General features: G+C 67.7%; 22 protein-coding genes. 8 read left to right on the forward strand and 14 right to left on the reverse strand.

Features of this window, described 5'->3' with window-relative positions; genetic code table 11:
* Window positions 1–29: 29 nt before the first annotated feature.
* The 3 genes from VER16_RS18840 to VER16_RS18850 form a co-directional block, all read right to left on the reverse strand.
* On the reverse strand, window positions 30–1,586 hold the full coding sequence (locus VER16_RS18840) for an alkaline phosphatase (RefSeq protein ID WP_324810742.1): 1,557 nt from the start codon (window positions 1,584–1,586) through the stop codon (window positions 30–32).
* Between the two features lie 112 nt (window positions 1,587–1,698).
* Complete coding sequence (locus VER16_RS18845; protein ID WP_324810744.1) at window positions 1,699–2,295, reverse strand: TetR/AcrR family transcriptional regulator; 597 nt, start codon at window positions 2,293–2,295, stop codon at window positions 1,699–1,701.
* Window positions 2,296–2,312: 17 nt separating this feature from the next.
* On the reverse strand, window positions 2,313–2,906 hold the full coding sequence (locus tag VER16_RS18850; protein ID WP_324810746.1) for an NAD(P)H-dependent oxidoreductase: 594 nt from the start codon (window positions 2,904–2,906) through the stop codon (window positions 2,313–2,315).
* 236 nt (window positions 2,907–3,142) lie between these two features.
* Between VER16_RS18850 and VER16_RS18855 the strand changes: the two genes are divergently transcribed.
* On the forward strand, window positions 3,143–5,194 hold the full coding sequence (locus tag VER16_RS18855) for a TonB-dependent receptor domain-containing protein (RefSeq protein WP_324810748.1): 2,052 nt from the start codon (window positions 3,143–3,145) through the stop codon (window positions 5,192–5,194).
* A 75-nt stretch (window positions 5,195–5,269) separates the two neighbouring features.
* Here the strand turns inward: VER16_RS18855 and VER16_RS18860 are convergent, their stop codons facing one another.
* Genes VER16_RS18860 through VER16_RS18870 form a run of 3 tightly spaced genes read right to left on the reverse strand, consistent with a single transcriptional unit; the run spans window position 5,270 to window position 6,762 of the window.
* A complete protein-coding gene (locus VER16_RS18860) occupies window positions 5,270–5,401 on the reverse strand; it encodes a hypothetical protein (protein WP_324810751.1) in 132 nt (43 codons plus the stop codon).
* A 4-nt stretch (window positions 5,402–5,405) separates the two neighbouring features.
* Window positions 5,406–6,233, reverse strand: coding sequence for an isocitrate lyase/phosphoenolpyruvate mutase family protein (locus tag VER16_RS18865; RefSeq protein WP_324810753.1), 828 nt, complete (start codon window positions 6,231–6,233; stop codon window positions 5,406–5,408).
* Window positions 6,234–6,285: 52 nt separating this feature from the next.
* Window positions 6,286–6,762 (reverse strand): hypothetical protein, encoded by a 477-nt coding sequence (locus tag VER16_RS18870; protein ID WP_324810755.1) that lies wholly within the window; start codon window positions 6,760–6,762, stop codon window positions 6,286–6,288.
* 148 nt (window positions 6,763–6,910) lie between these two features.
* On the opposite strand from VER16_RS18870, the gene VER16_RS18875 reads away from it, so the two are divergent.
* The 4 genes from VER16_RS18875 to accC all read left to right on the forward strand — a co-directional run bounded on the left by VER16_RS18875 (window position 6,911) and on the right by accC (window position 10,271).
* Window positions 6,911–7,618 carry a DOPA 4,5-dioxygenase family protein gene (locus VER16_RS18875; RefSeq protein WP_324810757.1) on the forward strand — a complete coding sequence of 236 codons (708 nt, stop codon included), beginning with the start codon at window positions 6,911–6,913 and terminating at the stop codon, window positions 7,616–7,618.
* Between the two features lie 290 nt (window positions 7,619–7,908).
* Entirely contained in the window at window positions 7,909–8,352 is a 444-nt protein-coding gene (gene aroQ, locus VER16_RS18880; protein WP_324810759.1) for a type II 3-dehydroquinate dehydratase, read from the forward strand.
* A 61-nt stretch (window positions 8,353–8,413) separates the two neighbouring features.
* Entirely contained in the window at window positions 8,414–8,893 is a 480-nt protein-coding gene (gene accB, locus VER16_RS18885; RefSeq protein ID WP_324810761.1) for an acetyl-CoA carboxylase biotin carboxyl carrier protein, read from the forward strand.
* Between the two features lie 10 nt (window positions 8,894–8,903).
* Window positions 8,904–10,271, forward strand: coding sequence for an acetyl-CoA carboxylase biotin carboxylase subunit (gene accC / locus VER16_RS18890; protein WP_324810762.1), 1,368 nt, complete (start codon window positions 8,904–8,906; stop codon window positions 10,269–10,271).
* Between the two features lie 129 nt (window positions 10,272–10,400).
* Here accC and VER16_RS18895 read toward each other — a convergent pair whose 3' ends face one another.
* On the reverse strand, window positions 10,401–10,775 hold the full coding sequence (locus tag VER16_RS18895; protein ID WP_324810764.1) for a hypothetical protein: 375 nt from the start codon (window positions 10,773–10,775) through the stop codon (window positions 10,401–10,403).
* Entirely contained in the window at window positions 10,772–11,737 is a 966-nt protein-coding gene (locus VER16_RS18900; RefSeq protein ID WP_324810766.1) for a hypothetical protein, read from the reverse strand. Before VER16_RS18900 ends, VER16_RS18895 begins: the two co-directional genes overlap by 4 nt.
* A gap of 163 nt (window positions 11,738–11,900) precedes the next feature.
* On the opposite strand from VER16_RS18900, the gene prmA reads away from it, so the two are divergent.
* The 3 genes from prmA (at window position 11,901) to fis (ending at window position 14,027) form a co-directional block, all read left to right on the forward strand.
* Window positions 11,901–12,821: a 50S ribosomal protein L11 methyltransferase gene (prmA, locus tag VER16_RS18905; protein ID WP_324810899.1), complete on the forward strand. Its 921-nt coding sequence runs from the start codon at window positions 11,901–11,903 to the stop codon at window positions 12,819–12,821.
* 42 nt (window positions 12,822–12,863) lie between these two features.
* Window positions 12,864–13,637 carry a DUF3426 domain-containing protein gene (locus tag VER16_RS18910; RefSeq protein ID WP_324810767.1) on the forward strand — a complete coding sequence of 258 codons (774 nt, stop codon included), beginning with the start codon at window positions 12,864–12,866 and terminating at the stop codon, window positions 13,635–13,637.
* A gap of 114 nt (window positions 13,638–13,751) precedes the next feature.
* On the forward strand, window positions 13,752–14,027 hold the full coding sequence (gene fis / locus VER16_RS18915) for a DNA-binding transcriptional regulator Fis (RefSeq protein ID WP_006397198.1): 276 nt from the start codon (window positions 13,752–13,754) through the stop codon (window positions 14,025–14,027).
* Between the two features lie 78 nt (window positions 14,028–14,105).
* Here the strand turns inward: fis and VER16_RS18920 are convergent, their stop codons facing one another.
* Genes VER16_RS18920 through VER16_RS18945 form a run of 6 tightly spaced genes read right to left on the reverse strand, consistent with a single transcriptional unit; the run spans window position 14,106 to window position 19,919 of the window.
* Window positions 14,106–15,101, reverse strand: a complete 996-nt coding sequence (locus VER16_RS18920; protein WP_324810770.1) for a phosphatidate cytidylyltransferase — start codon at window positions 15,099–15,101, stop codon at window positions 14,106–14,108.
* Complete coding sequence (locus VER16_RS18925) at window positions 15,098–15,727, reverse strand: lysophospholipid acyltransferase family protein (RefSeq protein ID WP_324810772.1); 630 nt, start codon at window positions 15,725–15,727, stop codon at window positions 15,098–15,100. Before VER16_RS18925 ends, VER16_RS18920 begins: the two co-directional genes overlap by 4 nt.
* A gap of 12 nt (window positions 15,728–15,739) precedes the next feature.
* Window positions 15,740–16,177: a hypothetical protein gene (locus VER16_RS18930; protein ID WP_324810775.1), complete on the reverse strand. Its 438-nt coding sequence runs from the start codon at window positions 16,175–16,177 to the stop codon at window positions 15,740–15,742.
* Window positions 16,174–17,508, reverse strand: a complete 1,335-nt coding sequence (locus tag VER16_RS18935; protein ID WP_324810777.1) for a phosphatase PAP2/dual specificity phosphatase family protein — start codon at window positions 17,506–17,508, stop codon at window positions 16,174–16,176. Before VER16_RS18935 ends, VER16_RS18930 begins: the two co-directional genes overlap by 4 nt.
* On the reverse strand, window positions 17,508–19,262 hold the full coding sequence (locus VER16_RS18940; protein ID WP_324810779.1) for a bifunctional alpha/beta hydrolase/class I SAM-dependent methyltransferase: 1,755 nt from the start codon (window positions 19,260–19,262) through the stop codon (window positions 17,508–17,510). The genes VER16_RS18935 and VER16_RS18940 overlap by 1 nt, the downstream gene beginning before the upstream one ends.
* A 39-nt stretch (window positions 19,263–19,301) precedes the next feature.
* Window positions 19,302–19,919 carry a CDP-alcohol phosphatidyltransferase family protein gene (locus VER16_RS18945; RefSeq protein ID WP_324810781.1) on the reverse strand — a complete coding sequence of 206 codons (618 nt, stop codon included), beginning with the start codon at window positions 19,917–19,919 and terminating at the stop codon, window positions 19,302–19,304.
* Between the last annotated feature and the right edge of the window lie 157 nt (window positions 19,920–20,076).

The following is a 20,076-nucleotide window of genomic DNA, read 5'->3' on the forward strand; positions in this document are numbered from 1 at the left end:
GAGCGTGGGCTCGGCTCTACAGGGGGCGGTCAACGCTGCAGGGCGTCCTGCACGGCCTTGGCCACGTCGGTGTTGTCGATGTAGCTGCCGTCGTTCCAGCGCACATGCTGGCGGTAGCCAGGGTCGACACCACGCACGCGCTGGCCCAGCAGTTCGGCGCCGTTGCCCTTGGCCCACAGCGGCACCAGGCCGTTGGAGTGGTTGCCAGTGGGGCGGAAGCTCATGCCCGGCATCTGCCCGCGGCCGTGGTTGCGCACCGGCTCGAAGGCCACCTGCTGCGCGTCCGGGCCCATCGGCATGCTGTTGTCGTGGTCGGTGGTGACGATCAGCAGGTTGCGTTCCCAGCCGCCGTTCTGCTCGATCCACGCCACTACCGCCGACACTGCATCGTTGAACTCGGCCGTTTCCTCGATCAGGCGGCCATACTGCGGCTGGTCGGTGCAGGCGCCGTAATGCCATTCGGTGCCGCAGGCGCTGGTATGCGCGGCCCAATCGGTGGCGCCGCCTTCAACCATCAGGAACAGGCCCTGGGGCGAACGCTGCTGCAGGAAACGCAGCGCGCCACGGGTCATCGTGGCCAGGTCCGGCACGCTGTCGATCTTCTTCACCCCCGACGGAGTGGCGGCATCGCGCCCGACCACCGGCAACTGGCGCGCCTGCTGCAGGGTGTTGGCCACGCGCGGCACGCCGATCAGCGGGCGGTCTGCCGGCAGGTGCCCATCGGCCAGGGCCACGAAGTCTTCGCGGCTGCGGATCAGGCGCCACGCACCGGACGGGTTGCCGGCAATCGGCGTGCCCGCTTCCAGCTGCTGCCAATCCTGCTGCGACACCCATTCCCACGGGTTCTGGCAGCCTTCGGCGGCGACCTTGTCCATGCCTTCGACGCAGGGTTTGCCGTCCACGCTGTAGCCCGGCCCACCGGTGCCCATCACCAGGTCCATGTGGCCCTGGGCCAGCATCTGGTGGGCGATCTGGTGGTAGCTGTTGCGCGATTCACTCTGCGCCGCGAACGCCGCCGGCGTGGCATGTGCGAATGGCACCGAGGTGACCACGCCGGTGGCCATGCCCAGCGCCTTCGCGCGCAGCGTGTTGAACTCCACCGGCTGGCCATCGTTGTTGTAGTTGATGGCGTTGTTGTAGGTCTTCACCCCCGACGAGAGCGCGGTACCGGCAGCGGCACTGTCGGTCGCGACTGCGGCCAGGTACTGGTAGGCCACGAACGGCAGATCGGGCGCAGGTACTTCAGTGGTGTCCCAGGCCTTGGCCGCGTCGTAGCCGATGCGCTGCGAATCATCGCGGGTGGGCTGGCCACTGGCGTTGAGCGGGAACGTGGTGACGGCCAGGCGCTGCGGGAACGCCGCATACGGTGCGCCCTCGCGGCTGCCGTACTGCCAGTATGCCGCCGCGTCCCAGGTGCCCCAACCGGCACCGTCGTTGATCATCACGATGATGTTGTGCGGACGCGCTTCAGTCGTAGCGGTGGCCGCCTGCGCATCGGGGCGCGTAGAAGACTGGCAGGCAGTGAGCGCGGCAAGCGCAGCCAGGATCGACGGGCACAGCCAGCGTCGCGCGAGGGGTCGGGTCATGGGAGTTCCTGCAGTGCGGGAGGCGGCGGCACCGCCAACAGCGGCCCGTTATAGCAGGGCAATGTTGCAGTTCGTGCGGCCCGCGAAGGCCCCATCCACGCGTGGCGTGGATCTACTGGGCGCGAGTGGCGGTGTGGATGATCAGCTGCTGCAGTTCCGCTTCGGCGACTGGCTGCAGCAGTGCGCCGGCAGCCACGGCTTCGGACAACGCTTCGGCGGCCCCCAGGATTGCCCAGCGCCCAGCCACGGATACATCGCCGCCCGTGGCGAACGGGCCCAGCCACTGCGCGCACTGCTCTACGAACGCCTGCTGGTAGCGGTGGCGCACGTCGCGCAGCTCGGGCGAGCCGGCCAACGCCGCAAGAATCGCCTGGATGTCGCTGCCCTGCGAGAGCACGCAATCGATGTAGCCCGATGCGATGGCCTGCGCACGCTCGTGCAGGCGCGCAGGTGCCGCGCCGATGCGCGCATCGAACACGGCGGTCTGGCGCTGGTCGTAGTCCGCATACAACGCGGCCAGCAGGCCATTGCGAGTGATGAAGTGATCGTAGGCCACCGGCTTGGTCACGCCGGCTGCCTCGGCCAGGCGCCCCAGGCTGAGCGCATCGGTGCCCTCTTCGCCCACCAGGGTCCAGGCCACCTGCAGCAGCTGGCGGCCGCGCTGTTCGCGTGACATCCGGCGACGGGTCGGCGTGGCGGCGGTGGACATGCAGCGGCTCTACATCATCAGGCAGGTGTGCCTATGGTACGGCCGATGTCGGTGGCGGTCTGCAGATGCGCCGCGGCCTGGCCGCTGTCGGCGTCCAGCAGCAGCGTGGACGAGTGCACGGTGGCACCGCAGTAGTCGAAGATGCCCCTGTCGATCTGTGTCTTCATTGCCGCACCGTAACCGCGGCGTTCGATCATCTCCGCGCCCGCGCCGCCGATGCCAACCAGGTGCACCTGCAGCCGCTGCAGCTTCTTTTCCACCTTGCCATCGGCACCGTCGGCGTAGGCCCAGCCCTGGGTGAACACCCGGTCGATCCAGCCCTTCAGCAGCGCGGGGAACGACCACCAGTACAGCGGATAGACCAGCACCAGCGTGTCGGCAGCATCCAGCCGCGCCTGCTCTGCGGCCACGTCGGCCGGCGCTGCCGCAGCCTGCTTGAACAGGCCGATGTCAGCGGCATTGAAGCGGGGATCGAAGCCTTCGGCGGCAAGGTCGGCCACGGTGACGCAGTTGCGCCCATCGGCATCGGTGATGGACTGGGCGATGCGCGCAGCGACGGCTTGGGTGAGCGAGGCGGGATCGGGATGGGCGACGACGATCAGACTGTGCATGGGGAGACTCGCGGCCTGGCTAGTTACCAATGGTAACTAATGGGCGATTTTCCACCAGCTTGCTGCGCAGGACGCTGATTTCAGCCGGGGCGGTGCCGGGCTAGCCAACTGGCACGTCATGTATCGCTCCACTTCAAATGCGAATGATTCGTGATACGATTGTTAAGGAATTCTGAAAACCCCACACACGGACGTCCCAGCCATCGCCAGTGGACCCTCAACAGGAGTACTGCGCGATGTCGCATGCCGTTTTGAAATCCCGTCGTTCCGTTGCCGCCCTGACCGCGGCGATTGGTCTTGCGCTGGCCAGCACCGCCCACGCTGATGCCGCCGCCGACGCTTCGTCGGCCAAGCAGATGGACACCGTGGTGGTCACCGCCACCGGCGCCCAGCAGTGGATCAAGGATGCGCCGGCCAGCATCAGCGTCATCACCCGCGAGGAGATCGAGCGCAAGCCGGTCACCAGCATCGGCCAGCTGCTGAGCACCGTACCGGGCGTGACCGGCGGCTATGCACTGTCCGGTGCGCAGTCGAAGATCCGCCTGCGCGGCCTGCCCGAGCAGTACACGCTGATCCTCATCGATGGCCGCCGCCAAGGCAATTCCTCCGGCGTGAACTACCGCGACGACCTCGGTCCGCAGGATCTGAACTGGCTGTCGCCGGACATGATCGAGCGCATCGAAGTGGTGCGCGGTCCGATGTCCTCGCTGTACGGCTCGGATGCGATGGGCGGTGTGATCAACATCATCACCCGCAGGATCAGCGACCACTGGGGCGGCTCGGTCACCCTCAACCACAGCATGCCCGACTCGGACACGCGCGGTGATACCACGCAGATGGGCGCGCTGTTCAGTGGCCCGCTGACCGACAACCTGGGTGTGCGCATCGGTGCGAACGTGACCGACCACAAATCCGATACCGGTGCGCGGCAGACGCCCGGCAACAAAGCGCAGAACGCCAACCTGCAGTTCCACTGGCGCATCAACGACGACCACGCGCTGACCGTGGAAGGTTCGCGCGGCGAGCAGCGCAACACCGGTGCCGGTGATGTGTATGCCTGGGGCCTGTCCAAGCTGGTGCAGACCGGCTACGTCGTCAGCCACGACGGCCGCTATGGCGACACCACCACGTCCAAGTCGACCCTGGTGCAGAACGACTACAAGGACAAGGGCAGCGTGCTGGGCACGCATGCCAAGGAGACGGTGTTCGACACTGCCTTTACCCACGGCTTCCACTGGGGCTTCGAGCAGAGCCTGAACGTCGGGGCGCAGTGGAAGCGCGAGGAGCTTCAGAACGCGGACACGATCGGCACCGTGCCGGTGACCTGGACCGGCAGCGGCCGCATCAGTCCGGTCAGCGAAGCTGATTCGTGGGCGCTGTTCGCCGAGGACCACATCACCCTGCACGAGCGTTTCGTGCTGACCGTGGGCCTGCGCTGGGACAACACCGACAACTACGATGACAACATCAGCCCGCGCATCTACGGCGTCTGGCACCCGGGCGACGACTGGACCATCCGGGGTGGCGTGTCGCAGGGCTTCAAGGCACCGAACCTGAAGCAGGGCACGGCCGGTGCGGCCACCCAGTCCGGCGGCAACGGCTGCACTTCGCTGGTGGCCGAAGGCTGGACCAACCGCTCGGTCAGCGCAGACGGCACCACCGGCTGCTACATGGCAGGCAACCCCGACCTGGAGCCGGAAACCAGCACCAACTACGAGCTGGGCGTGGGCTTTGACCGCAACGGCTGGTCGGCCTCGGCCACCTACTTCCTCACCGATTTCGACGACAAGATCCAGCAGGTCCCGCTGCGCGAGCTGCCGGGCCAGACCACCAGTTTCGTCAACGGCTTCTGGTGGACCGTGGCGCAGAACGTGCAGAAGGCACGCACGCGTGGCATCGAGGCCAGCGTGACCGTGCCACTGCACGAACGCATCAGCTGGACCACCAACGCCACGCGCATGCTGGAATCGAAGAACCGCACCACCGGCGCCAGCCTGCTGGTGGTACCGAAGATCACCGGCAATACCTCGTTGAACTGGGACGTGACCGATGCGTGGTCGTTGAACCTGAGCGCACAGCACATCGGCAGGCAGCTGGTGTCCTCCACCAGCGCGACGTTTGCCAAGGCCTACACGACGGTGGACCTGGTGACCGGCTATGACGTGAACGAGAACCTGACCCTGCGCGCGGGCGTGCAGAACCTGGGAGACGTGTCCACGATCGAGGAAGGCAACAACTACGACGGTGGCGCGCGCACGTTCTTCGTCGGCCTGACCGCGCGGTTCTGAGGATGCCTTGGGGTCAGAGCCCTTCGCAGAAGGGCTCTGACCCCGGCTGCAGATGCATCCACGCATGGCGTGGATCTACTGCAACGGTACGACCATCGTTTCCTGCAGGTGCTGGTGGTTCCACGTGCTGGCACCACGTGCGTGGCCCTCCAGCCGCAGCGCCTCCATCTCCCTTACCAGCGCGCCATAGGCGGTTACATTGTCCATGGCGTCAACGGAACAGGTCGTTCAAGACCGCGCCTGCGGCGGCCTGCTGCAGGCCGTCGAAACGGCCCTCGCGCAGGATCGGGTCCGTGGCCCGCATCAGCCCTCCCCATGCCGCACGCGCCAAGGCCCCGCCCAGGCTGACCCGGCGCACGCCCAGCGCGGCGATGTCCTGCAAGGTGAGCGGCGTGGGCCCACCGACCAGCAGGTTCACCGGCTTCGGTCCTGCCGCCGCAACGACCGCCATGATCTGCTCGCGCGTGGTGATGCCCGGTGCGTACAGCACGTCGGCGCCGGCTGCGGCATAGGCGCGCAGCCGCTGCAGGGTGTCTTCCAGATCAGGCACGCCGACGAAGAAGTTCTCCGCACGCCCCACCAGCAGGACGTCGGCACCGGCACGGTCGATGGCCGCACGTGCAGCCGCCAGGCGCTGCACGGCTTCCTCCAGCGGCCGCAGCGGCGCCCCCGCCACGCCGCTGGCATCTTCAATGGACAGCGCGGCGATGCCGGCATCCAGGGCGGCGGTGACCGCTGCGCCGACCTCATCCGGCGTCGCACCGAATCCATCGCCGAAGTCCGCGTTCAACGGCAGCGACGTCGCGCCTGCCATCAGGCGCAGGTGTTCCAGCGTGGCTTCCAGCGAAACGGCACCATCGGGCCTGCCCTCGCTCCACGCGCAGCCGGCACTGGTGGTGGCCAGCGCCTGGAAGCCCTGCCGCTGCAGGTAGCGCGCACTGCCCACGTCCCACGGGTTGGGCAGCACGAAGCAGCCCTGCGCATGCAGTTGCCGGAAGGCAGCACGTCGGCGGGCGGTCCCGGTGTCAACAGCGCTCATGGTGAAGGTCCGGTGCATGGCCCGGCCACCCTAGCCCGGTCGCGGGCACGACTCAACGGGGCAGACCCGGGACCAGGCCGGTGTGCTCGCGCAGGGTCCGCTCGATCACCGTGCGGGTGATCCGATCAGACAGGAAGACGCGATGGTCGACACCTGCGTGGTCATGCAGGCTCAGTGCGCCTTCGCCCTCGACAGAGACGAATGCGTAGCCGGCAATGGCCTGCCAGGGCAGCAGCAACGTGCTTTCGCCCTTGATGATGACGATGCCATTCGGCCCATGGGTGACGGTGCGCGGGCTGAGCCAGTAAAAGAAGTAGGTCAGCAGTGCCATCGCGAGGCCGCTGCCGACGCAGATGGCCAGCGACAGGGCGATGTCACCGGCACTGCGCTCCTGCGTGAATGCCGTCACTGCAACGAGGACAGCGAACATGCCGCTCAACACCAGCGCGGTTTTCAGTACCTGCCACTGGAAAGGATTGAATCGCGGCTGGTGCCGCAGGCCCAGCAGCCAGGGTTCACGCCACTTCATCGGTTTGCAACGTCCGCTGTGCAGTCACACGTTGTAGCGCATCGAGGTGACGCCCGGAAGAGGCGTGGCATCAGGTGATGCCGGCTGCTTATTGGACGCCGCAGCCACCCTCGCCGAGCGTAGGGGTTCTGCCCTCAGGACGCTGGTCATGCCACCGCACACCCCTGCCCCGCCGTTCGACGCCGAAGACTCCCTTTGGGCCGACCTGCTCTCCCCCGTCCGTCGGCGCCTGATTGCCTCGGCCGGGGCAGCGGTGGGTGGGCTGGCTGTCACCAGCACGGCCAGCGCCGCGCCCAACACCACCGAGCCGGGCCAGCCGGGCTTCCGGCCGATCGTGCCGCCCCCCGCGCAGGGCCGCAGCCCCTGGGGCCAGAACACCGCCGCCGAGGCGACACCACGCCCGCCCAGCGTGCGCCCGGGCGAATCGCCACTGCCCAGCCGGCCGCGCGCCTATACCGATATCAAGAGCTACCACGCGCACATCTACTTCGATGAGGACAGCTACCAGAAAGCCGCGCTGCTGCGGCGCTGGGCGGCCGAGCGCTTTCCGGTGGAGCTGGGCAACTGGAACCTGGAGCCGCGTGGGCCGCATGTCACGCCGTCGTTCTACTTCGGTTTCACCAACGATCTGCTGCCGGTACTGGTGCCGTGGCTGCAGCTCAACAGCCTGGGCCTGACCATCCTCATCCACCCCAATACCGGCGATGGCCGCGCCGACCATCTGTACTACGCGTTGTGGGTGAACCGCGCGCAGCCGGTGAATGCCTACAACTGGCCCGCGCCGAAACCCGGTGAGACCGAGCCACTGGAAGAGGTGTTCCCGAACGTGGTGCCGACGGTGCCGCTGGAGACCTGAGTGCCGGGTGGGTTCACCCACGCATGGGAGCTGGCCATCCACGCATGGCGTGGATCTACCGGGCGCGGCGGCGGCCATCCACGCGTAGACCGGATCTACGCCATCTTCGGCCTTCGTGCGGGCATCCCCGCCGTCGCGGCGTTCAGCGGGCCTTGATCCGTCGCCACCCGTACAGCCGCAAGCGCTCCCACGATTTTCAAACGATCGCTTTAAACACCTGCAATTTCGCCGAACTGGACAGCATCCACAGGTTCCGCCAGACTGCCGCCCTTTCCCGTTGATCGGATTCCATGGCGAAGCTGCTGGTCCTGCATGGCCCCAACCTCAACCTGCTCGGCACCCGCGAGCCGGAGGTCTATGGGCACACCACGCTGGCCGACATCGACCAGGCGCTGGCCGCCCAGGCCGCTGCGGCCGGGCATGCGCTGGAAAGCCTGCAGTCCAACGCCGAACACGTACTGGTGGACCGCGTGCAGGCCGCACGCACCGACGGTACCACGTTCATCCTGATCAACCCGGCCGCCTTCACCCACACCTCGGTCGCCCTGCGCGATGCGCTGGCGGCGGTGGCCGTGCCGTTCATCGAGATCCACCTGTCCAACCCGCACACCCGCGAACCCTTCCGCCAGCACAGCTATTTCAGTGACAAGGCGGTGGGCGTGGTGTGTGGCTTCGGCGCCGACAGCTACCGCTACGCGATGGACGCGGCGCTGCTGCGGGTGTCGCCCACCTGATTGTCGACCCGGGCGCCAGCCGGCGCTCTACCTCACCTAGATAGAAACCAAAGAGGCCCTCATGGATCTGCGCAAAATCAAGAAGCTGATCGACCTGCTGGAAGAGTCGAACCTGGCTGAAATCGAAATCAAGGAAGGCGAAGAGTCCGTGCGCCTGTCGCGCGCCCCGGTGGCCGGCTATGCCGCCCCGGTCGCTGCCCCGGTGTACGCCGCGCCGGCCGCCCCGGCTGCGCAGGCCATGCCGATGCAGTCGCCCACTGAAGCCTCCACCGGTGGCACCGCCAAGCCGGGCCCGGCCCTGCCGGAAGGCCACGTGCTGCGCTCGCCGATGGTCGGCACCTTCTACGCGTCGGCCGCTCCGGACAAGCCGGCCTTCGTCACCGTTGGCCAGCAGGTCAAGGAAGGCGAGACCCTGGCCATCATCGAAGCGATGAAGATGTTCAACCCGATCGAAGCCGACAAGTCCGGCACCATCGTCGCCATCCTGGGCGAGAACGGCCAGCCGGTGGAATTCGACCAGCCGCTGTTCGTGATCGGCTGAGGGGCACGCCATGCTCGACAAAGTCGTCATTGCCAACCGAGGGGAGATCGCGCTGCGCATCCTGCGCGCGTGCCACACCCTGGGCATCCGCACGGTGGCCGTGCACTCCACGGTCGACCGCAACCTAAAGCACGTGGCCATGGCCGACGAGTCGGTCTGCATCGGCCCGGCACCGTCGCCGCAGAGCTACCTCAACATCCCGGCGCTGATCGCCGCGGCGGAAGTCACCGATGCCCAGGCCATCCATCCGGGCTACGGCTTCCTGTCGGAGAATGCCGACTTCGCCGAGCGCGTGGAGGAGTCCGGCTTCATCTTCATCGGCCCCAAGGCCGACACCATCCGCATGATGGGCGACAAGGTCGAAGCCATCCGCGCGATGAAGTCCGCGGGCGTGCCGTGCGTGCCCGGTTCGGGCGGCCCGCTGGGTGATGACATCGTCGCCAACACCAAGATCGCCCGTGAGATCGGCTACCCGGTCATCATCAAGGCGGCCGGTGGCGGTGGTGGCCGCGGCATGCGCGTGGTGCATGCCGAAGCCTCGCTGAAGACCTCGATCGAAACCACCAAGAGCGAGGCCAAGGCCGCGTTCGGCAATGGCGAGGTCTACATGGAAAAGTTCCTGGAGAACCCGCGCCACGTGGAGATCCAGGTGCTGGCCGACGGCCAGGGCAACGCCATCCACCTGGGTGAGCGCGACTGCTCGATGCAGCGCCGCCACCAGAAGGTGGTGGAAGAAGCACCGGCACCGGGCATCAGCGCCGAACAGCGCGAGCAGATCGGCAAGGTCTGCACCGAGGCCTGCGTGCGCATCGGCTACCGCGGCGCCGGTACCTTCGAGTTCCTGTACGAAGACGGCCGCTTCTACTTCATCGAAATGAACACCCGCATCCAGGTGGAACATCCGGTCACCGAAATGGTCACCGGCATCGACCTGGTGGCCGAGCAGCTGAAGATCGCCGCCGGCCAGAAGCTGTCGATCAAGCAGAGCGACGTGGTGCTCAGCGGCCACGCCATCGAGTGCCGCATCAACGCCGAAGACGCTGAAACCTTCGTGCCGAGCCCGGGTACCATCACCGGCTTCCATCCACCGGGCGGCCCCGGCGTGCGCGTGGACACCCACATCTACAGTGGTTACCGCGTGCCGTCGAACTACGACTCGATGATCGGCAAGCTGATCGTGCACGGCCCGGACCGCGAGACCGCCATCGCCCGCATGCGCGTGGCGCTGAGCGAGATGGTGGTCGATGGCATCAAGACCAACGTGGCCCTGCAGCAGCGCATCATGCGCGACAAGGGCTTCCAGGCCGGTGGGCAGAACATCCACTACCTGGAAAAGCGCCTGGCCGAACGCAAGAACAAGCCGATCGCACTGACCTGATCAGCGCCAGCGGCTGGACACGGAAAGGGCGGGGATTTCCCCGCCCTTTCCTGTTGCAAAAAAGGGGACGGAGGGGATCAAGTCGTTTGTGCCACAAACGACTTGATCCCCTCCGTCCCCTTTTTTGCGTCAGCGCTTGTCGGCGACTTCGGCCGGAATCTGGGTGTCGGCCAGCGGGCGCACACCGTTGGGCGAGGTCGGGTCGACGATCACCATGGTTTCGGTCGAACCATCGGGCCAGACCACCTGGAAGGTGCTGCCGGCCGGCAGCGAGGCAAACGGTGCACCACTCTGCGCGCGATACACCGCGGCCACTTGGCTGGCACCGGCGCGACGCACGTCTTCCTGCGCCTTCACCGAGGTCAGTTCAACCTTGGAAAGGTGCCGGTAGCGATCCTCATAGGTGTCGATCATCAACAGGCCGACCGCACCGGCCGAGTACGCGACAAACAACGCCACCCAGAACCAGAACTTGGCCCCGTGCAGGAATCGACGGTAATTCATTGCCCGTTCCTCTTTCCAATCAATTGCTTGATCCATTCGTTCATCTTCCCCGCACCTTGCCGCGATACCGCAGCGTCATACACGAAATCCTGGAAATCCTGCGTTCCATCCTGCGAACAGATGCCTCCGTTCGCGCAATAGCTGTTCATCAGCACGCTGTCGGCCCCGCACGGCAGGCCAAGCTGGCAGGCCGCAACACGCCAGGCCATCTCACTGAGCTGTTCACCGGCCACCATGTTGGCCAGCGCCTTGTCACCGGCGGCACGTACGCCCATGCCCGGCGCCAGGGCCATGTAGGCCTCCGGGTCACGCGAGGCACGCACGCGTTCCACCAGGTCGCGGCGGTACTGGTCATTGCTGTGCAGCGGCTCACCTTCGGCGAACAGCGCTGCTTCGGCAGCCAGGTTGCCCTGCAGGGCGGCACGACGGCGTTCGTTGAACACCAGCGACGGCCCCAGGTTGTCACCCGGCACGAAACCACCGCAGCGCTGCGCCACGCGTTCGCGCGCCTGCACCATCGCCGGTGCCGCGCTCAGGCCCAGTCCGGCCAGCACGTTGTTGTCCAGCCGGTAGCCACCGGGATCGATCGCGTACTGCGCGCAGTAGTCGTAGACCCGGCTGAGCATCCAGCGTGCTTCATGGTTGCCCTGCTCGGCCTGCGCCTTCAGCCGCTGCGCATATGCGAACAGGTCGGTCTCGCCTTCGATGTCGGCACGCAGGTCCAGTGGCAGGCCCGACGGCAGCCCGTCGCCGCGCTCGAAACCGGCCAGGCGACGGGCCAGCGCTTCGGGCATTACCGGTTGCAGCGCGTCCTCGACGCCGGCGGTGGACACCGCCATCGGCGCGCCCACGTCCACCTGCGCCGCGTGGCCATGGCCGCTGGCCCGATAACCGGCCACGCCCAGCACGGCCACGGCCGGCAGCACGAGCAACCAGGTTTTCAGGGTCGGGGCGAGGGCCATCGGCGGTCGATTACGGCACGTCGGGCAGGAAGGCGCCAAGTCTAGCAAGGCCTGTGAGGCGTGTCTGAATCGATCTCGTTCAGCCCCTCCGAGCATCTCAAGGGATACGGAGACGCCCGGATGGTCTAGCATGGCCCCCTTTCCCGCGATTGCCCCCACCGCCATGCCGTTCCTGGAACTGACCCTGCGTTGCACCGAAGCCACCCAGCCCCGCTATGAGAACGCGCTGGAGGATGTGGGCGCGCTGGCGGTCACCCTGCTCGATGCCGAGGCCGACACCAGCAACGAACAGGCCATTCTGGAACCGGGCGTGGGCGAAACCCCGCTGTGGGACACGCTGGTGCTGAGCGCACTGTTCCCGGCCGACAGCAACGCGCTGCTGCTGCTGGCCGCGCTGGAGGCGTTCGACCCGGAACTGGACTGGACCGGCGGCAGCTTCCGCGCGGTCGAGGATGAGGACTGGGAACGGGCCTGGCTGGACCAGTTCCAGCCGATGGATTTCGGCAGCCGCACCTGGATCGTGCCGTGGAACCATGAACTGCCCGAGGCCGCGCAGGCCGCCGATGCCGCCGTAGTCCGCCTGGACCCGGGCCTGGCGTTCGGCTCGGGCACCCATCCGACCACGGCCCTGTGCCTGCGCTGGCTGGACCAGTTGGCCGTGGATGGCCTGCTGCAGGGCCAGCGCGTACTCGACTTCGGCTGTGGCTCAGGCATCCTGGCGCTGGCCGCATTGAAGCTGGGCGCCGGCGAAGCCATCGGCGTGGACAACGATCCGCAGGCGCTGATCGCCACCGCCGACAATGCCGAGCGCAATGGCGAGCAGGCGCGCATGCACGTCTACCTGCCGCAGGACGAACCAGTGGCCACCTACCCGATCGTGGTCGCCAACATCCTCGCCTCGGCGCTGGATGCACTGGCCGAACTGCTGGCCGCGCGCGTCGCGGCCGGTGGCCGCATCGCCCTTTCGGGCATCCTGCATGGCCAGGAAGGCGAACTGCTGCAGCGCTATGCCGCGTGGTTCGATGAGCTGCAGGCCACCCAGGATGGCGACTGGATGCGCATCACCGGCGTACGTCGCGCCTGATCGTGGTTGAATGACTGCTGGATCCGAACCTGCACCCTGAGCATGTCCGAGCCGAACCCGCCGCGTCGTCCGCTTGCCACCTTCCTGCGTCCCGCGCCGGGAGCCGATACGGCGCCCGGGGCCGGACCCGTGCAGGACCACGCTGAGGACCCGGCCACTGCCAGCAGCGACGAGGCGGCCACGCTTGATCCGCCGGCCGAACCGGCAGTGGAGATCGCGCACGTGTTCGAAACGCGGCCGCTCGATGTCGATGAGCCGGCCGTCGAAACCTCGGCCGGCCCCGACGCGCCCCAGCCGGCCGCGCCGGGCAGCGATGCGCCCAGCTTCCTCGGTGTGCGCCCTCGCGCCCTGCCCGCACCACGCTGGCATTGGGCACTGGTCGCTGCGCTGGCACTGCTGCTGGTACTGCAGAGCGTGCTGGCTGACAGAACGCGATTGGCGGCCGACGCCGGCCACCGCCCGTGGCTCGGCGCGCTGTGCGGCGTCCTCCATTGCAGCCTGCCGGCATGGCGCGAACCCACTGCTTTGACCATGACCAGTCGCGAGATCCGCCCGTTGCCTGGGCAGGCTGGCGTACTGCAGGTACAGGCCAGCATCCGCAACGATGCGCGCTGGGCGCAGGCATGGCCGGACCTGCGGCTGTCACTGGCCGATGCCGATGGCCGGGTGATCGGCACCGGTGTGTTCCCGCCCGCGCAGTACCTGGGTGAGAACCCGGGCGCGGCCCTGCTGGAACCGGGGCAGAGCGCGCGCATCGCCTTCCGCGTGCAGGAGCCGGCAGCATCCACGGTCGCATTCACCTTCGAATTCCTTTGAAGGGGTCGATGGCGTCCAGCCGTGGCAGGTCGGGCACGCTCGCGCTAGACTGACCGCCACCACCTCGTCCGGCCGCGCGCCCCGCGCGCACGGGCCACCGAATCGGGAACCCCCTTGAACGCTGTCCTTTCTCGTCCTGACAATAGTCGTGGCGCTGCCCGGCCACCGCTGCGTGAGCACGTCGCCCAGTCCGTGCGCCGTTACCTGCGTGACCTCGATGGCTGCGATGCGGACGATGTGTACGAGATCGTGCTGCGCGAGATGGAGATTCCGCTGTTCGTGGAAGTGCTCAACCATTGCGAAGGCAACCAGAGCCGCGCCGCGGCGATGCTGGGCATCCACCGCGCCACCCTGCGCAAGAAACTGAAGGAATACGGCATCAGCGCGTAAGCGCGCCGCCGTGTAGAGTCGAGCATGGCTCGACTCTCCAGTAGATCCACGCCATGCGTGGATGAGGGCCGCGCAGAATCAACCGCCCCCGCCTGCCTTCCAGTAGTACCGCACCACGTGGAAGAACACCGGCGCGGCAAAGCACACCGAATCCAGCCGATCGAGCATGCCGCCATGGCCTTCGATCATGTGCCCCCAGTCCTTGATGCCGCGGTCGCGCTTGATCGCCGACATCACCAGGCCGCCCCAGAACCCCATCAGGTTGATCAGCAGCGACAAGCCGAACGCCTGCAGCGGCGTGAATGGAGTAATCCACCACAGCGCCGCACCCAGCGCGCTGGCGCTGAGCACGCCGCCGACGAAGCCTTCCACTGTCTTCGACGGCGACAGCTTCGGCGCGATCAGGCGCTTGCCCAGCAGCTTGCCCCAGATGTACTGCAGCACGTCCGAAGACTGCACCACGATCACCAGGAAGGCGAACAGCAGCACGTTGCGCGCCGGGTCGTGGCCGGGCACGCGCAGGTTCAGCAGCAGTGGCACGTGCGAAATGCAGAACACGCAGATCATCAGCCCCCACTGCACCTTGGCCGTGCGTTCCAGGTAATGCGTGGTGTCGCCGCCGATGGTCGACAGGATCGGCAGGAACAGGAACGCATAGACCGGAATCAGCAGCGTGTACATGCCGTACCAGTCGATCCACACCAGGTAGTACTGCCATGGCAGCACGATGTAGAACGCGGCCAGCAGCGCGTAGTAATCGCCCGAGCGCGTCGGCGCCAGGGTGATGAACTCGCGCAGCGCGAACAGCGAGATGATCGCGAACAGCACGATCACCCCGGTGCGGCCGAACAGCAGCGCACCGCCGACGACAATGGCCATCACCCACCACGCGCGGATGCGCGAGACCAGGTTGGCGATGACCGCGCTGGGGTTGTCGCGCTGGCGCCAGCGCAGCGTCTCCGATACCAGCGTGGCCAGCACCAGCACCGCGCCGACACCGGCAAACAGCAGGCCGGTCTGCTGGCCCACGCTCTGCGTGGCCAGGTCGCCGGATACATCAAGAAGGAAGCTCATGCGCGGCCTCCGTTCGGTGCCAGGTCCAGCAGTGCCTGGCGGCTGCGCGCGAGGAACGCGGCCTTGTCCTCATCGGCCTGCAGGCGCAGCGGGGTGCCGAAGGTGGCCGTGCACAACAGCGGCAGCGGCAGGAAACGCCCCTTCGGCATCACCCGCTTCAGGTTGTCGATCCACACCGGTACGAACTCCAGTTCCGGGCGCTGCCGCGCCAGATGGTAGATGCCACTCTTGAACGGCAGCAGCGGATCCTCACCGATGTTGCGCGTGCCTTCCGGGAACAGGATCAACGAGCATCCTTCATCCACCGCATCGCGCAGCCCCTGCAGCGGATCCTGCTGGCGCCGCGCGGCGTCGCGCTCGACCAGCACGCCGTTGAACACCGCGTCGATCAGGTAACGGCGCAGCGCATCGCCCTGCCAGTATTCGGCGGCCGCCACGGGCCGCACCTGGCGACGCAGCGCCGGCGGCATCGACGACCAGATCAGCACGAAGTCACCATGGCTGGCATGGTTACCGTAGTACACGCGGTGCTCGCTGGACGGCGCACAGCCGATCCACAGCGCGCGCGCACCGGTCACCACATGGATCGCGCCACTGCAGGCGCGGGCGATCAGCTCAGCAAACATCGATACCTCCGCTCAGGTCTGCGGCCACAGCACGGCCAGCAGCAGCACCGAAAACTGCAGCAGCGTGGCCACGTACTGGCGCACCAGCAGGCGGCGCATGCCGATCCAGCGCGCGTCCCAGCCGCGCACCGGCGCCTGCGCATCGCGGCGGCGCAGACCGGCGGTGTGCAGGGCCGCGTCGACCCGCTCGGACGCAGCCTCGCCCTGCAGCTGCTCCTTCAGCAGCAGCTGCAGCAGGCTGGCATCCAGCTGCACGCGCACGGCGTAGTACAACTGCACCACGCCCACCGCCACGCTCAGCAACAGCAGGCCGGCAGCGAACATCGCCAATCCGGGTTCAATCCCCAGCAACAGCAGCGCCACCAGCAGCAGGCCCAGTGACAGCGCGGCAGGCAACCTGCCCTGGCGCAGCAGCAGGTGCATCATCGGCAGATCGGCAGCGGAACTCATGCGTTGCTCTCCCGTGTGGCGGCGGCCGCGATGGCCTGTAGATGAACGTCATGCAGGACGATGGACGGCCGTGCGGCACGCACTTGGGCCACAGCCTCGGCGGCACTGCAGACCCGCCCAGTACGCAGCAGCCAGGTGGCCACGCTGGCTGCACTGCGCGAATAGCCCAATGCGCAGCACACCAGCAGCGGCCCCTGCGCGCGCAGGGCTTCGATGGCATCGGCGGCCTCGGCCAGCTGCACCGGCGCAGGCACCACCAGGTCCAGCATCGGCACGCTGGCATAGGCCGCGCCCGGCGCGTGGCAGGACAGCTCGGCGCAGGCATCGACCACGCCGCGCAACGGCGACGGCAGCGCGGCGCAGGGAATGCGGCCCAGCCACACGCCACCGGCCACTTCCACCGGCTGCGGCGCAGCGCGCGTCCACAGCCGCGAATTGATCCAGGCCGCAGCCAGGTACGGTGCCAGCAGCCAGCGCGCGGCCATGGTCAGTCGCCCATCAGCGCGCTTCTGGAACACCGCCATGCCCAGCCCGGCATAGGCCAGCGCCACCAGCAGCAGCGACACCACCGGCCACAGCAGCCACAGCGCCGCGCCCCCCAGCATCACCACCGGCACCAGCAGCATCGCCGCGCCCAGCAGATAGATCGAGGCCAGGCGCCAACGCTTCGGATCACCCGCCATGCGCCAGGCCCGCAGCGGCGGCGCGCCCTGCTCCGGCCACAGCCACACGCACAGCCAGCCGCCCAGCAGCCCGGTGGGCACATCGATGAAGTGGTGCTGGAAGGTGGTCAGCACCGAAACGCCGATCAGCAGCGCCCAGCCATGCAGCAGCCAGCGCCACGCACCCTGCAGGTACTGCGCGTACTTCACCCACAGCACGATCAGCAGCACGATGTGCAGCGACGGCGCCTGGTTGAACGGCTTGTCGAAACCCAGCAGCACATCGAACAGCCAGCCGAACACCCCGCCGATTTCCGGCCGTGCAAAGCTGAAGCGCAGCGGCCACAGCAGGAAGCAGGCCACCGCGATCAGCTGCGCACTGAACAGCCGCAGCGCGTGCCGGTCCAGCTCCATTCGCTGCCGGCACAGGAAGAAGGAGATCGCATAGAACAGGTCGATCGACCAGTACGGCACGATCGTCCACGGCACGAACGGGATGTGCGTTTCCCAGGCAAACGCCATCACCGGCAGCGTGGCGTGGCGGCCGGCCATCCAGTTGGCAAAACCATAGCTGGCAAAGAAGAACGGCCCCAGCAGCACCAACCACAACAGCGCGCGCCGCCAAGGGCGCCCTTCCGCAGCCAGCGGGGTGGCAGCCAACGTCGCCATCACGCGGTCCGGCGCGCCAGCGATACGGTGAAGATGCCGAACGCGTCGATGCGCTGCGCCACCTTCTCGAACCCGGCCAGGCGCACCAGCTCATCCATTTCCTGCTGGGTACGACGACGCATCACCCACGCCGCACCACCGCGGTGGCTGGTCAGCGCGCGGGCGATGAATTCCAGCTGCGGGTGCCAGGGCTGGCCGGTATAGGCCAGGTAGCCGCCCACCGGCACGGTCGCGGCGATGCCCTGCAGCGAACGCAGCACCGCATCGTTGTCGGGGAACAGTTCGTACAGGCCCGAGACCACCGCCAGTGTCGGCGCCGGGTCGACCTGCGCCAGCTGCACCGGGTCGAACGCATCGCCCTGCTCGAAGCGGGCGATGTCGGACGCGCCGAGACGCTCGATCAACGCCTGTCCCTGGGTCACGTTCAGATCGCTGAAATCACGCAGCACGATGCGCTCGGCGCGCTGTTCGCCCTGGCCCAGCGCTTCCAGCACATAGCGGCCGTGGCCGGCGGCCACGTCCAGCACGCGCACCGGCGTGCCCTGCCCGCGCAGGCGCTGGGCGGCGTCGCGCAGCAGTTCCTGCAGGTGCTGGCCACGGATGCGGATGCCGCGCCAGCCGATCGCATCGAGATAGTTGCGGTCGACCATGCGGCCCAGCGGGCCCTTGCCACGCGCTTCGTCGCGGTAGATGTAGTCCAGCGTGCTGCCCGAATCGAAGCCGGTCCGCAGGCCCAGCGCGATGCCTTCGGAAAGCGTGCCGCCGACGCGCAGTCCGCCACGCACCACGCGCCAGCGCAGGTCGGCCAGGCTGTTGCGCTGCGGCGGCCAGGCCAGGATCTCGGACTCTTCGAAGGTCGGCCCATGGCGGTGCGCATCGCGGCGCGACAGTTCGCGCAGCGGCTCGGCGAAGCGCGCCTGGATGAAGCTGCGGATGCGTGCCAGGGCCGGCGCGCGGTCACGTTCGCCGAGGGTGTCGTGGAAGAAGCCCGGCAGGTGCACGCGTTCCTTGATCGGGCTGGACAGGCGCTCGTAGAAGCGGTCCTGCGGGCCACGGTGCACCACGAAATCCGAACCGGACACCAGCAGCTGCACCGGCACGCTGATCGCCTGCGCATCGGCGACGATGCGGTCGGCGGCCGCGTACAGGCCCAGCAGCACGCGCACCGAGATCGGCCGGGTGATCAGCGGATCGGTGCGGTAGCTTTCCACCCGTGCCGGATCGTGGGTCAGCCACTGCGGCTTGACGTAGCTGTTGACGAAGAAGTTGCCGCGCAGCTTCTGCATCAGGGTCAGGCCAGCGCGCGCGAATGGTACGTACAGCTTCACCTTGAACGCCGGCGAAGCCATGACCAGCGCGCGCAGGCGCGGCGCGTAGTCGTGCACCCAGGTGGCGGCCACCACGGCGCCCACGCTCTGCGCGATCACCACGATGTCCTCCACCGCGATGCCGTGCTCGGCGCCGATGTGGGCGATGAAGCTGTCCAGGTCGCGCACCAGTGCCGGGAAGCCCGGCGCATCGCCGCGTGCGCCCGGCGACCGGCCGTTGCCGCGCGCATCCCAGGCGAAGAACGCGGTATCGGGCAGGTCCAGCTCATCGACCAGGTGGGTGACCCGGCCGGAATGCTCGTGGCCGCGATGCAGCAGCACGATGGCCCTGGCCGGCGTGGTGGTCGCGGTGGTGCTCGCCCAGTACCGGTAGAACAGCGGTACCTGGTCGAAGCTGTGGAATTCCCGTTCCTGCGCCTGACGCATGCAATCTCCTGATTGTCTTTCCGTGCTGTCTTGTTGTGCCTACTGCGGTGGAACCGCCGCTTCCTGCAGCCCGCGACGGACGCGGTTGATCATCGTCAGCACGCACAGTGCGGCCATGGCCGCAGCCACGCCAGTGACCGTCATCGCGCCAACCCACCCGAACGCCAGCAGCAGGCCCAGCGTACCGACCACGAAGGCGCGGTCGCTCTTGCCCATTGGGCCGTCATAGCGGCGGCGGGCACCGACCATCAGCCCGAGGACGCCAGCGTACTCGCTCAGCGCCGCGGTCCAGGCCAGCAGCCACAGCGCCTCGGGCCGCACGCCCGGCACGCTGAGCAGGGCCAGGTACAGCGCGGCGTCGGCGATCACATCGCACAACTCGTTCAGGTAGGCGCCCAGCCGCGACTGCTGGCCGAACTCACGGGCCAGCATGCCGTCCACGGCATTGAGGGCCATGCGCAGCAGCATCCACAACGGCAGCAGCAGGTACAGCAGTGGCTGCGCCGGGCCGCAGCACCACACGGCGGCAGCCACCAGCAGCGAGACCACGGCGGCGGCCACGGTCACCGCGTTGGCGGTGACGCCGAGGCGGTAAAGCCCGCGTACGGCTGGACGCAGGAGGTCCTGGAAACGTCCCTTCAATGCATAGATCGACACGATCCGAACCCGCTGATCCCTGGCAGTTCCGGCATAGCCTACCCCATGGCGTGTTCAGCCCGGCATGCCGATGCAGGCCGCTTTCCCCTGCCGGGGCCAGCAAAGCGCGCCGGCAGCGCCCGCCACCGCCCCCCACGAACTACAATATCGGCCCCGC

Origin of the sequence: Stenotrophomonas sp., from assembly GCF_035634915.1 — a bacterium.
Taxonomy (GTDB): domain Bacteria; phylum Pseudomonadota; class Gammaproteobacteria; order Xanthomonadales; family Xanthomonadaceae; genus Stenotrophomonas.